Below are 14,967 nucleotides of genomic sequence, written 5' to 3'. Positions count from 1 at the left end.
CTCCCCGGCCCGCTGTCGCGCCATTGGCGCGTGCTGCGCTGGATTCCAGCCCGCGCTCAGTCCTTGAGCATGGGCAGGTTCAGACCATGCTGCTTGGCGCAGGCCTGGGCGCTTTCATAGCCGGCGTCGGCGTGGCGCATGACGCCCGTGGCCGGGTCGTTCCACAGCACGCGCGACAGGCGCTGGGCCGCCGCGTCGGTGCCGTCGGCCACGATGACCACGCCCGAATGCTGCGAATAGCCCATGCCCACCCCACCACCGTGGTGCAGGCTGACCCAGGTGGCGCCGCCGGCGGTGTTGAGCAAGGCATTGAGCAGCGGCCAGTCGCTGACGGCGTCGGTGCCGTCCTTCATGGACTCGGTTTCACGGTTCGGGCTGGCCACCGAGCCGGTGTCCAGGTGGTCGCGGCCGATGACGATGGGGGCCTTGAGTTCGCCGTTCTTGACCATCTCGTTGAAGGCCAGCGCGGCCTGGTGGCGCTCGCCCAGGCCCAGCCAGCAAATGCGGGCGGGCAGGCCCTGGAAGGCGATGCGCTCGCGCGCCATGTCCAGCCAGCGGTGCACATGGGTGTTCTCGGGGAACAGTTCCTTGATCTTGGCGTCGGTCTTGTAGATGTCCTCGGGATCGCCCGACAGGGCCACCCAGCGGAACGGGCCCTTGCCCTCACAGAACAAGGGGCGGATGTAGGCCGGCACAAAACCGGGGAAGTCAAAGGCGTTCTTCACGCCTTCGTCAAAGGCCACCTGGCGGATGTTGTTGCCGTAGTCGACCACCGGCACGCCCAGGGTCTGGAAGTCCAGCATGGCTTGCACATGGTGGGCGCAGGACTGGGCGGCGGCCTTCTTGAGCACCGCGTGCTGGGCTTCGTCCTGCTGGGCGGCGCGCCATTGGGCCACGCTCCAGCCCGCGGGCAGGTAGCCGTTGACCAAATCGTGGGCCGAGGTCTGGTCGGTCACCAGGTCGGGCTTGGGGCCGCCGGCGCGGGCGCGGCGCACCAGCTCGGGCAGGAGTTCGGCCGCGTTGCCCAGCAGGCCAATCGACACCGCCTTGCCGGCCGCCGTGTACTCGGCCACCAGGGCCAGGGCGTGGTCCAGGTCGCGGGCTTGTTCATCGATGTAGCGGGTGCGCAGGCGGAAGTCCAGGCTGCTTTGCTGGCATTCGATGTTCAGCGACACCGCGCCCGCAAACGTGGCGGCCAGGGGCTGGGCGCCCCCCATGCCGCCCAGGCCCGCGGTCAGGATCCACTTGCCCTGCAGGCTGCCGCCGTGGTGCTGGCGGGCGGCCTCCATGAAGGTCTCGTAAGTGCCTTGCACGATGCCCTGGGTGCCGATGTAGATCCAGCTGCCGGCCGTCATTTGGCCGTACATGAACAGGCCCTTGCGGTCGAGCTCACTGAAGTGCTCCCAGGTGGCCCACTTGGGCACCAGGTTGGAGTTGGCGATCAGCACGCGCGGCGCGTTCTCGTGGGTCTTGAACACGCCCACGGGCTTGCCCGACTGGATCAGCAGGGACTCGTCGTCCTCCAGCTGGCGCAGGGACTCCAGGATGGCGTCGTAGCAGGCCCAGTTGCGGGCCGCGCGGCCAATGCCGCCGTAGACCACCAGGTCCTGCGGGCGCTCGGCCACCTCGGCGTCGAGGTTGTTTTGCAGCATGCGGTATGCGGCTTCGGTGAGCCAGCTCTTGCAGCTTTTCTCGCTGCCACGCGGCGCGCGGATCACCCGGCTGGCGTCATGGCGCGGGTCGGCCGGGGTGGCGGTGATGAAAGAATCGTTGGCGTTCATGGTCAACACTCCTGAGGTAAGGGGATGAAGGCAGCAGAAAGGGACAAAAAACGGGGCCGGCTCAGGCGACCGAGACAAAACTGGGCAGGGCCGCCGTCAGGCAGCGGGGCCAGTCGCTTTGGCGAGCCCACAGGCGCATGGCCTCGATGTCGGGCGCCAGGTAGCGGTCCTGCGCCAGGAAGGCCACGCGCTGGCGGATGCCGGCGAGCAGGCCTTCGACCGCGGTCGAGCTCTTGAGCGGGCGCTGGAACTCCAGGCCCTGGGCGGCGGCCATGGCCTCGATGCCCACCACCACGGCGGTGTTGTTCACCATCTCGCCCAGGCGGCGCGCGCCAAAGGTGGCCATGGAGACATGGTCTTCCTGGTTGGCCGAGGTGGGCAGGCTGTCCACACTGGCCGGGTGGGCCAGGGATTTGTTCTCGGAGGCCAGGGCCGCGGCCGTGACCTGGGCGATCATGAAGCCCGAGTTGACCCCGCTGTCCTGGATCAAAAAGGCCGGCAGGCCCGACAGGCCCGTGTCCAGCAGCAAGGCCATGCGGCGCTCCGAGATGGCGCCCACCTCGGACACGGCCAGCGCAATGATGTCGGCCGCAAAGGCCACCGGCTCGGCGTGGAAGTTGCCGCCCGAGATCACGTCACCGTTGTCGAACACCAGCGGGTTGTCCGAGGCGGCATTGGCCTCGATCACCAGCACGCGCGCAGCGTGCTGCAGGTTGTCCAGGCAGGCACCCATGACCTGGGGCACGCAGCGGATCGAGTACGGGTCTTGCACACGGCCGCAGTGCTCGTGCGAGTGCACGATGTCACTGCCGGCCAGCAGCTCGCGCAGCGCGGCGGCCACGGCGATCTGGCCGGGCTGGCCGCGCGCGGCGTGGATGCGTTCGTCCAGCGGCTTGACCGAGCCCTTGATGGCCTCCAGCGAGAGCGCCCCCGCCGCCAAGCCGGCGGCAAACACCTCCTCCGCCCCGAACAGGCCGGCCAACGCCAGCGCGGTCGACACCTGGGTGCCATTGAGCAAGGCCAGGCCCTCTTTGGGACCCAGCACAAACGGGGACAGGCCGATGCGCGCCAGCGCCTCGGTGCCGCCCAGTCGGCCGCCTTCGGGGGTCATCACCTCGCCCTCGCCGATCAGCACGCAGGCCAGGTGGGCCAGCGGGGCCAGGTCGCCCGAAGCGCCGACCGACCCCTTGGCCGGGATCACCGGCAGCAGGTCGGCATTGGCCAGCGCCAGCAGCGCATCGATCAGCTCAGGCCGCACGCCCGAGTGACCGCGCGCCAGGCTCACCGCCTTGGACGCCAGCACCAGGCGCACCACCGGCGCGGGCAAAGCCTCGCCCGTGCCCACGCTATGCGACAGCACCAGGTTGCGCTGCAGCTCGGCCAGGCGCTCGTGCGCAATGCGGGTGCTGGCCAGCTTGCCGAAGCCGGTGTTGATGCCGTAGACCACGCGGTCTTCATCGACGATGCGCTGGATGCTGGCCTGGGCCGCAAGGATGGCGGCGCGCGCCGAACCATGCAAAGCCAGGGTCACACCACCGGCCTGGATCTGGCGCCACTGGGCCAGGCTGACCTGACCGGGTTGCAGAACCAGGGTGGCGCTGGCGGCCGTTGAGGAAGAGGTGTTTGATGTCATGTTGACCATCCTGTCTATACAAGTTAACGCGAAAAAATTCAGGGGCTGAGCGTGGGGGCTTTCAGCCAAAAACGGGGTTGCCGTCGGCGCGGAAGCGGCTGCCCAGGCGGTAGCGCGAGGCCGGGTGCAGGCAGCGCACCACGGTCACCGGCACGCCGCGCGTCCAGGTGCGCCGCGTCAGCAGCAAACAGGGTTGCTGGGGCTGCATGTCGAGTTGCTCGGCTTGCTCCGTCGTGGGCAACACGGCGTCGACCACATGCTCGACCTGATCGAAGGGGACATGGCGCACCAGGTACTCGGAGGGTTGCATCTGCGTGAAATCCTGGGCGCCAAAGTCGGGCGCCACGCGCGGGTTGACGTAGCGGTCTTCCAGCTGCACCGGCACCCCGTCTTCGAGGTGCACGCAGACCGAATGAAAGACCGAGTCACCCAGGCGCAGGTCCAGCGCGGCCGCGACCTCCATGGAGGCCGAGATGCGCTCCACGGTCAGCATCTGGCAGCGGTAGTCGTGGCCACGCTGGCGGATTTCGCTGGCCAGGTTGGCGATTTGCAGCAGGGTGGACTGGGGCTTTTCTTCGGCCACAAAACTGCCCACACCCGCCACCCGCACGATGCGGCCCTGCTCGCTGAGCTCGCGCAGGGCGCGGTTCACCGTCATGCGCGAGATGCCGAACTGCGCCACCAGCTCGTGCTCGGACGGCAGGCGGTGGCCAGCGGGCCAGGAGCCGTCCTGGATCTTGCGCGAGATGTGGTCCTTGATCTGCTGGTACAGGGCCAGCGCGGGGGCACTGGCCCCAGCCGAGGCCGAGGTCGGGCCCACGGCGGGCACATGGGAGGCGGCTTTGCGGCGGCTGGCAGGGGTAGGCGACATGGGGCGCAATGGTAACGAGATGGGCCGATCAGTGCGTGGCGGCGGCCATGGACTCGGCGCGGATCTCTTCGGTCAAGCGCGCCTTCAGGTCCATGAACTCAGGGCTGGTCTTGATCGTGTAGTGGCGCGGGTGGGGCAAGTCCACTGCCAGCTCGGTCTTGATGCGGCCAGGCCGGGCACTGAAGACCGCGACGCGGTTGGCCATGAAGATGGCCTCGTCGATGTCGTGGGTGACGAACAGCACGGTTTTGCGCGAGGCCTCCCAGATGCCCAGCAACAGCTCCTGCATCAGCACCCGGGTCTGGTTGTCCAGCGCGCCGAAGGGCTCGTCGAGCAGCAAGATCTTGGGGTCATTGGCCAGCGCACGCGCAATCGCCGTGCGCTGCTGCATGCCACCCGAAAGCTGCTTGGGGAAATGCTGCTCAAAGCCACGCAGGCCGACGCGGGCGATGAAGAAGTCGCTGCGCTCTTTTTGCTGCGCCTCGCTCATGCCGCGCTCGCGCAGGCCGAAGCGCACGTTTTGCTCGATGCTGAGCCAGGGAAACAAGGTGTAGCTCTGGAACACCATGCCGCGGTCGGCACCCGGGCCTTGCACGGGCTGGCCGTCCAGCAGCACGCGGCCGCTGGTGGGCTGGTCCAGGCCGGCCACGATGCGCAGCAAGGTGCTCTTGCCACAGCCCGAGGGGCCGAGGATGGTGACAAAGTCGTTGTCCCGCACCTCGAAGTCCACCGGCAGCAAGGCCTGGGTCTTTTGACCCCGGTTGGATTCGAAGGTGCGCGACACGCCCTGGATGGACAGCTGGCTCATTTGAAAAAGCTCCACACAAACAGGCGCCGGTTCAGGGCCTTGAACGCAAAGTCAGACACCAGGCCAATCAGGCCGATGACGATGATGCCGAAGATGATCTGGCCGGTGTTCAGCAGCGCCTGGCTGTCGGTGATCATGTGGCCGATGCCGGAGGACGAGCCAATCAGCTCGGCCACGATGACGTAAGTCCAGGCCCAGCCCAGCACCAGGCGCAGGGTCTCGGCGATCTCGGGCGCAGCGCCCGGGATCAGCACGCGGCGCACCACGCCCTGGCCGTTGGCGCCCAGGGTGTAGGCGGCTTCGACCAGGTCCTTGCGCGCACCGCCCACGATCACGGCCACCATCAGCACGATCTGGAAGAAAGAGCCGATGAAGATCACCAGCACTTTTTGCAGTTCGCCAATGCCGGCCCAGAGGATCAGCAAGGGGATGAAGGCCGAGGCCGGCAGGTAGCGGCAAAACGAGACAAAGGGCTCAAAAAAAGCCTCCACCCCTTTGTAGGCGCCCATCGCGATGCCCAGCGGCACGGCCAGCACCGAGGCCAGCACAAAGCCGCCCAGCACGCGCCACACCGTCATGCCGATGTCCTTGTGAAAGCCGTACTCGGTGAACAGCAGCCAGGCTTCCTGCGCCATCGTGACTGGGCTGGCCAAGAAGGTGGGCGACACGAAGCCGCCCAGCGTGAAGCCGGACCACACCGCGACAAACAAGACAAAAAAGCCCAGGCCCAGGGCCCAGCGCGCGCGCGGGCTGACGGGCTCCAGCGGGCGCCAGCCCGAGCGGGCGGCCGGGGCGGGGTTTTGCAGGCTGGGCGGGTGCGCCGTGGGCATGGCCGCACCAGCGGAGGAGGCAGACGGAGTGGCCATGGCTTATTTGATGAAGCTCGCGTCGAAGGTGACAGCCAGGTTCTCCGGCGCTTTGCGGATGATGCCGGCCTCCAGCAAGATGGTGGTGGCGTCCTTCATGAAGGCGGTCAGCTCGCCCGCGAAGAACTTCTGGTTGGCCGCCTTGTCTTGCCAACGCAGGTAGGCCGAGGACTTGGCGAACTGCTCACCGGTTTGCTTGACCGCCGAGCCCATCAGTTCGTTGGACTTGGCGGGCTCGGCCTTGATCATCTCCAGCGCGGCAAAGTACGAATCGGTCAGCGCCTGGGCGGCCTTGGGGTTGGCCTTGAGCCAGGTCGGGTCGCAGCCCACGGTGTCCATCACCATCGGGTAGTCCAGCGTGGTGGCCAAGATCTTGCCGGCGGCGGCGTTGTCGCGCACGGTGGACAGGTAGGGCTCGTAGGTCATGGCGGCGTCGTTCTGACCGGCCACAAAGGCCTGAGCCGCGGCTTGTGGCGCGAGGGTGGTGACCTTCACATCTTTCAGGCTCATGCCGTTCTTGCTGAGCATCCAGGCCAGGCCGAAATACGGCGCGGTGCCCGGGGCGTCGACGCCGATGGTCTTGCCCTTGAGGTCGGCAAAGCCCTTGATGTCGTTGCGCACGGCCAGGCCGTCGGCACCATAGGACTTGTCCATCTGGAAGATCTGCACGATGGGCACGCCGTTGGCGTTCCAGGCCACATGGGTCTCCACCGTGGTGGCGGCGCACTGGATGGCCTTGGAGGCCAGGGCCAGGTGGCGGTCTTTTTGCGGAATCATCTTCAGCTCGACGTCCAGGCCGTTCTTCTTGAAGATGCCGGCCTTGTCGGCCAGGGTCAGCGGGGCGAAGCCCGTCCAGCCCGACATGCCGAGCACGATCTTGGTTTCCTGTGCCTGCACCGGGGCTGCCAAGCCCACCACCAGACCCACAGCCGCCATCAGCGACGCCACTTTGAAGGTAGAACGACCCATTTCTCTGCTCCTAGATTGCTGAAGAAAACCAGTTCTCACACAGCGCTTGCGGCACGGTGCGCTTGCTTGCCGACCCTGCCACGCAGGCCCGGAAAATTCCTGTCTATACAAGTCCTGCGACAAATCCACACCGCCGACGCCTGCGCAGCTCGACAAGGGCTGGAGTGTGAATCACCAAGCTGGTGCAGCTCATCGGTGTTTGCACCAATATGCTGTCTATACAGGACTTGTTAGCCCGGATGGGCAGAGCCATGCAAAGGCTGTGCCAGGGCTGGCCTGCACCGCTTCAGGCTTTGGGCAAGAATGCCCACTGGCGCGGGCGCGCCCCGCCCGTCCTGCGAGCCCCAGACCCCAGACCCACCCCACGAGACAAACACCCGCCATGCCAAACCATGCCCAGTTCCCCGCGATCACCCGCCGCCCCGCCCTGTTGGGGCTTGGCGCCCTGCTGTTGAGCGGCAGCGCCCGGGCCCAAAGCCCTGCCACCGCCCCGGCGGCCCCTGACGCCCCCACCTACGCGGGTGCCGAGCCCCTGGGCGTGGCCATGGAAGGCTGGCACTACCCCTACCCGGTACAGACCCTGGCCTGGGAGCACGAGGGCCGCCAGCTGCGCATGAGCTACATGGATGTGCGCCCCACCCGCCCCAACGGCCAGACCGTGCTGCTCATGCATGGCAAGAACTTTGGCTCGGACTACTGGGCCGGCACGATGAAGGCGCTGTCGGACCACGGCTACCGGGTGATCGCCCCCGACCAGATCGGTTTTGGCAAATCCGCCAAGCCCGAGCAGCGCTACAGCTTCGCCCTGCTGGCGGACCAGACCGTGCGCCTGCTGGACCACCTGCAGCTGCCGCGTGTGGCGGTGGTGGCCAACAGCATGGGCGGCATGGCGGCGGTGCACCTGGCGCGCCGCCATGCCGCGCGGGTGTCCGCCCTGGTGCTGGAAAACCCCCTGGGCCTGGAAAACTATGTGCTCAGCATCCCACCCCAGGAGACCGACCGCCTGGTGCAGCTGGAGATGGCCCAGACCCCGGCCAGCTACCGCAACTTCCTGAAGAGCTACTTTCCGAACTGGCAGCCGGCGTTCGAGCGCCTGGTCGAGCAGTTCGCCCGGGTCCAGCAAAGTGCCGAGTACCCGCGCTTTGCCCGCATCTCGGCCCTCACCTACCAAATGATTTACGACGGCCCCATCACCGACGAACTGCCCCGCCTGACCCAACCCACTCTGCTGGCCATCGGGCAAAAAGACCGCACGGTGTTCGGTCGCCGCTTTGCCCCGCCGGAAGCGGTCAAGCCGCTGGGCAACTTCCCGCTGCTGGGTCGGGCTGCACAAAAAGCCATCCCGGGCAGCGAGTTGGTGGAGTTCGACAACGCCGGCCACATCCCGCACCTGGAGGTGCCTGAGGCGTTCCACGCCGCCGTGCTGAAGTTCCTGGACAGCCAGAAGTAAAGCCCCAGCCAGCGCGGCCCTGCTGCAGCCCCGCAGCAGGCGCGCCTCAGACCAGCCAGGGGTCGCGCTGCGGGTCGCCCAGCTCGGCGCGCAAAAACTCCAGGAACGCATGCACCTTGCGTGGCACATGCTTGCGCCCCGAGTAAGCGGCCCAGACCTCCCAACGGTCACCAATCCAATCGGGCAACAAGCGCACCAAGGCCCCGCTGCGCAGGTAGGGCTCGGCATGGGCTGACAACATCCCCACCAGACCCAGACCATGCAGCGCCGCATGGCACAGGGCCTCCGGGCTGTTGGAGTGGAACTTGGGCGCCCCCGGTCGGAACTCGAACGGCGCCACCTCCCCGGGCCCGACCCAGGCCAGCATGAAGGTGGACGGCAAGTCCTTGCTGCTGGGGATCAGGCAATCGTGCTGGGCCAGGTCCTGGGGGTGCAAGGGCAAGCCATGGCGCTTCAGGTACTGGGGCGAAGCGCACAGCACGCCCGAAGTGCTGGCCAGGCGGCGCGCCACAAAGTCGCCACTGGGCAGGGGCTGGCGCGAGAACAGGATGGTCACGTCGGCCTCCAGGTCGGGCGCCAACTGCATGCGATCGGCCACCTGAATGTCCACCTCCAGTTGGGGGTAGAGCTGGCCGAGGCGGGGGACGCGGGGAATCAGCTGCGCGGCCGCAAAGTCCAGCGAAGAATGCACCTTGAGCACCCCTGAGGGCAGGCTGTTGTAGGTGGTGACTTCGTCGTTGGCCGCGCGCAGCGCGTCCACGGCGGGGCGGATGCGGCCCGCGTACAGCTCGCCGGCCTCGGTCAGCGACAACGTGCGCGTGGTGCGGTTCAGCAGGCGCGCGTTGAGGTTTTGCTCCAACTCCTGGATCAGGCGTGTGACCTTGGCGGGCGAAGTGTTCAAGGCCCGAGCCGCTGCGGCAAAGCCACCGTGGTCAATCACGGCCAATAGGGCATGCAAAGAATCGAGTTGGTCCATCGCAGAAGGCGTTGATCCCGGGGGCCCATGGGCGCCGGGCAAGGAAGTGGGTCGGGACGCAGGTCCAGGGGGCGGGGAGGCGTCAATGGTAAAGGAGCTGTCAATTCCCCGCCCCGGCACGGTCATGGCGCTTCTTGACGCCGCTCATTGCAAGCACAATCAGCGCACAGTGATGGCCTGAGCCCCCCCCTGCACGCTGCCGTCGCTCCTCTTCCTCTCTTCTTTTGTGACCCTTCGCCATGATCACCGTCCACCACCTCGAAACTTCGCGCTCGCAGCGCGTGCTCTGGCTGCTTGAAGAGCTGGGCCTGCCCTACCAGATCAAGGTCTACCAGCGCGACAAGAAGACCCGTCTGGCCCCGCCCGAACTCAAGGCCATCCACCCCCTGGGCAAGTCACCGGTGATCACGGACGGGGACGTCACCGTGGCCGAATCGGGCGCCATCCTCGAGTACCTGGCCGAGCGCTACGGCCAGAACCTGGAGGGCGAACTGGCCCAGCTGGAACCCGCGCGGGGCAGCGAAGCCCACCGCCAGTGCCGCTTCTGGATGCATTACGCCGAAGGCTCGCTGATGAACTGGCTGGTGATGAAGCTGGTCTTCATGACCATTCCGACCCAGCCCATGCCCTTTTTTGTGCGCCCGATCGCGCGCGCCCTGTGCGGCACGGTGCAGGCCAAGCTGATCAACCCCAACGTGGACACCGCCCTCGCCTTCATGGACGCCCACCTGGCCAGCCACCCCTGGTTTGTGGGCCCGACGCTGAGCCTGGCCGACTTTCAGATGAGCTTTGCCGTCGAAGCGGCGCTGTCCCGCGCTGACAACGCGCAACGCTACCCCCAGTTGCAGGCCTACCGCCAACGCATGAACCAGCGCCCGGCCTACCAACGGGCCATTGCCAAGGGCGGGCCGGTGGTGATGTGAGGCGAACGTCGGGACAGTGGAGTGCCCCGAGCGGCATGGAGCACGCGCAGACAAAATGCGGTGATATGGCCGACTCAACATGGGTCAAAGCGCAGCGCACCGTGAGCTGCCGCACCGACGCCCTCGGCAGCCAAGCCTAGGGTGGTCCCATCCCGTGCCCGGCGCGCCAGTCGCTGGGCACACCGCCGCAGCCCTGCCAGGACCCCACCATGCCCAGCTCAGATCCCCCAACCAGTGCCCACGGCCCCACCGACGCCGCCCCCCCAGACCAGGACATGGCCGAACAAGCCCAGCCGGGTCACGGCATCCCGTCACAGGACCCCGACCCAGCGGCCCAACACGCACTGAGCGCTCAGGACGCTGAACGCGAGGCAGATTCAGTGCTGGTCGGTGGCGTCTTGGTGGCAGGGGCCGCCGTCGGTGCCGCGGTGGGCATGGCGCTCGCCGGGCCGGTGGGGCTGCTGCTGGGCACCCCCTTGGGGGCCCTCACAGGGGCCTTGGGGGGAGAGGCCTTGGGCAGGGTGAACCCGCCAGACAGCCCGCCGCCCGCGAACCCCAAAACGTAGACGTTCAGCCCATCACCACCCGATTGCGCCCGGCGGCCTTGGCTTGGTAGAGCGCGGAATCGGCCCGTGCCACCACGCGGTCGCTGCGGGCATCGGAGGCCTGCACCACCGCGCCCCCCACGCTGACCGTGCAGCCCAGGCTGCCGGCTTCGGCTGCCTGCGAGGCCAAGGTTTGGCGCAGTTGGTCGGCGCGCTGCTGGGCCATCGCGAGGTCGGCGCCTGGCATCAAGACCAGGAACTCCTCCCCCCCGTAGCGTCCCAGGCTGTCTTCACTGCGCAAACCTTGCTGCAAGGCCGCTACCACCCGCACCAGGGCGCGGTCGCCCGCCTGGTGACCATGGGCATCGTTGATGCGTTTGAAGTGATCGAGGTCCAGCAAAAGCAAGGCATAGCCCTGCCCCTGCTGCAGCCACTGGGCCTGGGCCTGTTCAACCCGCTGACCGATGGCTCGCCGGTTCAAGGCACCGGTCAGGTCGTCGTGGTTGGCCAGGTCCTCAAAACGCTGGCGAAGGTGATCGCTGAACATCAACAGACCGCCGACCAGGACCAGCAAGACTGAAAAGGCATAGGAGCCCATGTAGACGGTGTGGATCAGGGACACCGGGTCAAAACGGTGGGTGTCGGGCCGGTCGATCCACCAGGTGGCCACCGCCCGCACCCACAGCACCAGCGTTTGCCAAACCATGGCGGCGCCCATCAAACGCGCCGGCAAACCCTCGCCATGTGCCCACAGCAAACGGGCATGGGTCGCACACACCACGGACATGGTGAGGGCAAACAACATGATCCGCACCCGGTAATCAGGCCAGATCCAGAGGAACACCTGCAAGCCCAACAGACACAGCACCACGGCGGTCAGCCAAGGCCACCAAGTCCAGGGCCGCCCCAAGAACTGGCTGCTGCCCGCCAGCATCGCCACATTGCAGACCAGCAAGAGTCCATTGCCTGCCAGGGACACCAAGACCGTCGGGTGGCGCCCCTCCAGCGCAAACAAGAGGGCCGAGGCCACGGCCAGCAAAGGCGCCAACCCCCAACTGCCCAAACCCCGGGTGGGGGCCCGGAAGTGCAGGCGCATGGCCAAAAACACCACGCCCATGGTGGTGCACATCAGGCCACCAAACAGATTGAAGCTGCGCAAATCCAGGGGCGTCATGGGGGGGCGGTTGTGAAGGCGGGGGGGTAGGCGAAGGCCATGTCTGGGGAAGTCCGTGGATGGCCGACAGGCGGTCGTCCAGCCAGACTTGAAAATACCACGCCTTGGCGACGGATCCGGCCATCGGATCCCGCAACGGGTGTGAACAAAACCCGTTCCCGGCGGGCCCAGTTGGGTCCGCGCTATAAATCAAGGACGGCACGAGCCGCCGCCGCGCCGTGCAAACCCCGCCCAGCCCCCGGTGCTGGAACATGACCCCACCCGCCCAAGCCCATGACGCCGCTACCCACCGCCCAGCGCTTCCCCTTACGTTCCCTGGTGCTGCTGCTGGCCGCAAGCACCCTGGCCTGGCTCGCCGGCTGCAGCGCTTTACCCACCCAGGCGCCCGCCGCAACGATCAGCCTGCCCCTGCGCATCGGTTGGGTGGATGGACTGGAGGCGCGGTATGTCACCACCGATGTGTCCGACGCGGATTTGGCGGTGGAGCAAAACGCCAACTTCGCCCCCCGGCTGGCCCGATCGGCGCAAGCCCCTGCCGGCCTGAACCTGCTGGAGCGGGTCTACAAAGTGGCCAATTTTCAGCAGCGCCCCGTGTTCCAGTCGGCCCCGCAACCCGTGGGCCCGGGCAGCCTGGACAAGTCCTACAGCCCGCTGTGGCGCCTGACCTGGGTGACCTGGAAGCAGGCCGGCCAGGCCAAGGAGCTGCGCTCGGAACAGGACATCCTGGACGCCGAAGACCAAGGCCTGCTGACGGTGCAAGCCACCGACCTGGTGCTGAATTGCCCCATCCTCTCTGTGGAGGGTCGGGGGCGATTGCAGGGGGTCCGTTGGTGATTTCACGCTGAGGGCAGGCCCTTCAATCAAGCGGTTGAGCGAACTGATTCCCTTGCCGTACAAACAGTGCACTCAATGAGCCAAGTGCGGGCATTGGCCAGTCGTTTCACCTTCTTTGAGGTGCTAAAACGTCAACTTGACGATGCGCCCGTGGGGGATCCTCTTGCTCGACTCAAGAGCTCGGCACGAGGTGATGCACAACCTGGGAGTTGTGGGTTACTGTCCCGAGCTGATTCACCAGCGCTGGACAACGTGATGGAGAAACACCGATGTCCAATGCATTTTGTGCGCCAGAGCGTGAAACCAGCTACGCCAAGTGGAGCACGTGGGATTGGTTGGCATGGAAAGCACTCGATCAACAACTTGGCGGAGGATGGCCGAGACTATGGGCATACAAGGACGGCTGGATCGCTTACAACAAATTCCGAATTTTCCAAGCTGCACGTCATGCTCAGATCTCAGCAGTCATGCTTGCATGTGTGGCGCATATCGAAGTCGGGGGCAAACCTGACGAATCTAAATTCCCGGCCTATTTGTTACGCAGCTTTGATTGGATGGGTCCTGATTGGACCGATCGTCTGGCAGTCCTCAAACACCCCAATCAAACCTCCTTTGGCGCCATCAGCATTCAGCTAAGGGCTGCGGCCCGAGAGCTAGGATGGGATGCTGACAAGATGCCCTTCAAGGTACAAGTCGATTTGATTCAGTGCTTGGAAACCGACAACTTCAATTTGGAAGTGGTTGCCAAACATCTTCGATCACTGATTGAGCACGACTTTCCAAACATGGCCAACAGTCAAATACTCACCGATGAAGAATTCATCGTCGTTGGCGCCCGTTACAACAGGGGTGTTGAACGTTCGCTGCAAGACATCCGTGATTCCATCAAAAGCCCAAAAGATCGCCCCGAGCGCCAATACTCAGAGTATGGGCGCGCCATGCTCCGACATCGCGATCATGTTCTGCGGCTGCTGACCCCTTGAGCATGAACAAACCTCGGCCATGGCAGCACGTCGTCCTGACGCTGCTCAGCGCGATCACGTTCTTGGGCCTTTGCAGTACGCCCTACAACCGTTATGAGTGGATGCTTGAAGACCCTCAAGCCAAGGCAGAGGGACTGAACTACTGCGCTCTACCGACAGACCCTGGCGAGCCCACTTGGGAGGCGCTGGCTTACTTGCTTCCCTGGGCTCTGCTGGCCACAACGATCAGCCTGAAACAACGGCGTCTGCATTCCAGTGTCTGGTACTTCTTGGGCTTGCTGGCCTGTTGGGGGGTTCGCTTTGGTTGGCTGACGCCCGCATGTTGAACATGGCTCACGAAAAGCCCCACATGAGCCAAACCTTGGGCTGCTGACTTCAAACGCCTGCGGTCAAGTTTTAGGACGCCCAACGCAAAACGCCCACTGGCGGTGGGCGTTTTGGAGGGCTGTCAGTCTGAAAAGACCGCCGCCCTGGTGTTGGTTGCGCGAGTAGGATTTGAACCTACGACCTTTGGGTTATGAGACTACAAAGCATGCACTGTCTTTTTAGTTTTTTAGCTACTTTAATCGATGTAAATCGTTGTTTTTAAACGTATTTTTATGTGCATCATCAAGAACGATTGTCACCTATTTTGATCCAGTGATCACAATTTAGCCGACGGTTGACCACTTGCATGGGGCTAGAATCTTCGGGATTTGAGACCATTGGGCAGCCATGGACACCACTGTCGATCACTATCCAAACAAGGGCTCGGAGGCGCACAGCAGGTCACTTTCAACAATCAAACGTTGCCTGCAGGTTGCAGGACTCCTTGGTGATAGAGAAGGCGCCAGACTCGCCCTCTCGGTACTTGCTGGACTTGCAACCCGCCTTGAGGCGCTGCTGACCTGCCCCCTCCAGCCGTACCTGTCTGAAGTTAGTGAAGTCCGAAGCGTCGGAACCCCATGCGGCCGAACATGATCAGTGCCGCCTTCACCTGAAAGGGTATGTTGACCGTCGACAAATCCGCACACGGGGTGTCGCCGCAGCCAGGCACCTCAAACGCTAGAAAGTGATGGCCTACGAACTCGACCTTTCGCACGATGTCAGCATAGTCTTCCCTCGTGGTGCCAAAGCCATGCAGGAAGACAATAGGTACTTTTCACCGCCGTGGT

The 14,967-nt window shown here is 65.2% G+C and carries 14 protein-coding genes; 5 read left to right on the top strand and 9 right to left on the bottom strand.

All coding sequences use genetic code 11. The features are described 5' to 3' along the window. Nucleotides 1-56: 56 nt before the first annotated feature. The 6 genes from hutU to PSQ39_RS07065 all read right to left on the bottom strand — a co-directional run bounded on the left by hutU (nt 57) and on the right by PSQ39_RS07065 (nt 6,928). Entirely contained in the window at nt 57-1,781 is a 1,725-nt protein-coding gene (hutU, locus tag PSQ39_RS07090; protein ID WP_273926001.1) for a urocanate hydratase, read from the bottom strand. 61 nt (nt 1,782-1,842) lie between these two features. Beyond that, the gene (gene hutH / locus PSQ39_RS07085; RefSeq protein ID WP_273926000.1) at nt 1,843-3,423 is read right to left on the bottom strand and encodes a histidine ammonia-lyase; all 1,581 of its coding nucleotides are present in this window, start codon (nt 3,421-3,423) and stop codon (nt 1,843-1,845) included. A 52-nt stretch (nt 3,424-3,475) separates the two neighbouring features. Continuing rightward, nucleotides 3,476-4,285 carry a histidine utilization repressor gene (gene hutC / locus PSQ39_RS07080; protein ID WP_273925999.1) on the bottom strand — a complete coding sequence of 270 codons (810 nt, stop codon included), beginning with the start codon at nt 4,283-4,285 and terminating at the stop codon, nt 3,476-3,478. 28 nt (nt 4,286-4,313) lie between these two features. Beyond that, nucleotides 4,314-5,093, bottom strand: a complete 780-nt coding sequence (locus tag PSQ39_RS07075) for an ABC transporter ATP-binding protein (RefSeq protein ID WP_273925998.1) — start codon at nt 5,091-5,093, stop codon at nt 4,314-4,316. Further along, on the bottom strand, nt 5,090-5,923 hold the full coding sequence (locus PSQ39_RS07070) for an ABC transporter permease (RefSeq protein WP_273926367.1): 834 nt from the start codon (nt 5,921-5,923) through the stop codon (nt 5,090-5,092). The genes PSQ39_RS07075 and PSQ39_RS07070 overlap by 4 nt, the downstream gene beginning before the upstream one ends. 39 nt (nt 5,924-5,962) lie before the next feature. Further along, a complete protein-coding gene (locus PSQ39_RS07065; protein ID WP_273925997.1) occupies nt 5,963-6,928 on the bottom strand; it encodes an ABC transporter substrate-binding protein in 966 nt (321 codons plus the stop codon). Nucleotides 6,929-7,310: 382 nt separating this feature from the next. On the opposite strand from PSQ39_RS07065, the gene PSQ39_RS07060 reads away from it, so the two are divergent. Then, entirely contained in the window at nt 7,311-8,378 is a 1,068-nt protein-coding gene (locus PSQ39_RS07060; protein WP_273925996.1) for an alpha/beta fold hydrolase, read from the top strand. A 46-nt stretch (nt 8,379-8,424) separates the two neighbouring features. On the opposite strand, the gene PSQ39_RS07055 is transcribed toward PSQ39_RS07060, so the two are convergent. Next, on the bottom strand, nt 8,425-9,354 hold the full coding sequence (locus PSQ39_RS07055; RefSeq protein WP_273925995.1) for a LysR family transcriptional regulator: 930 nt from the start codon (nt 9,352-9,354) through the stop codon (nt 8,425-8,427). Nucleotides 9,355-9,593: 239 nt separating this feature from the next. Here PSQ39_RS07055 and PSQ39_RS07050 point away from each other — a divergent pair, with 239 nt between their 5' ends. Further along, nucleotides 9,594-10,277, top strand: a complete 684-nt coding sequence (locus tag PSQ39_RS07050; RefSeq protein ID WP_273925994.1) for a glutathione S-transferase family protein — start codon at nt 9,594-9,596, stop codon at nt 10,275-10,277. A 209-nt stretch (nt 10,278-10,486) separates the two neighbouring features. Continuing rightward, complete coding sequence (locus PSQ39_RS07045) at nt 10,487-10,843, top strand: hypothetical protein (protein ID WP_273925993.1); 357 nt, start codon at nt 10,487-10,489, stop codon at nt 10,841-10,843. Nucleotides 10,844-10,847: 4 nt separating this feature from the next. On the opposite strand, the gene PSQ39_RS07040 is transcribed toward PSQ39_RS07045, so the two are convergent. Next, nucleotides 10,848-11,996: a GGDEF domain-containing protein gene (locus PSQ39_RS07040; protein WP_273925992.1), complete on the bottom strand. Its 1,149-nt coding sequence runs from the start codon at nt 11,994-11,996 to the stop codon at nt 10,848-10,850. Between the two features lie 273 nt (nt 11,997-12,269). Between PSQ39_RS07040 and PSQ39_RS07035 the strand changes: the two genes are divergently transcribed. Both PSQ39_RS07035 and PSQ39_RS07030 read left to right on the top strand, forming a co-directional pair. Next, on the top strand, nt 12,270-12,830 hold the full coding sequence (locus PSQ39_RS07035; protein ID WP_273925991.1) for a DUF7482 domain-containing protein: 561 nt from the start codon (nt 12,270-12,272) through the stop codon (nt 12,828-12,830). A 269-nt stretch (nt 12,831-13,099) separates the two neighbouring features. Beyond that, complete coding sequence (locus tag PSQ39_RS07030; RefSeq protein ID WP_273925990.1) at nt 13,100-13,813, top strand: hypothetical protein; 714 nt, start codon at nt 13,100-13,102, stop codon at nt 13,811-13,813. Between the two features lie 916 nt (nt 13,814-14,729). On the opposite strand, the gene PSQ39_RS21730 is transcribed toward PSQ39_RS07030, so the two are convergent. Further along, nucleotides 14,730-14,936, bottom strand: coding sequence for a hypothetical protein (locus PSQ39_RS21730; RefSeq protein ID WP_409242008.1), 207 nt, complete (start codon nt 14,934-14,936; stop codon nt 14,730-14,732). Nucleotides 14,937-14,967: the final 31 nt, after the last annotated feature.

It is taken from the genome of Curvibacter microcysteis, assembly GCF_028649455.1.
Classification (GTDB): Bacteria; Pseudomonadota; Gammaproteobacteria; order Burkholderiales; family Burkholderiaceae_C; genus Curvibacter; species Curvibacter microcysteis.
This window is presented reverse-complemented; position numbering and strand designations above follow the sequence as displayed.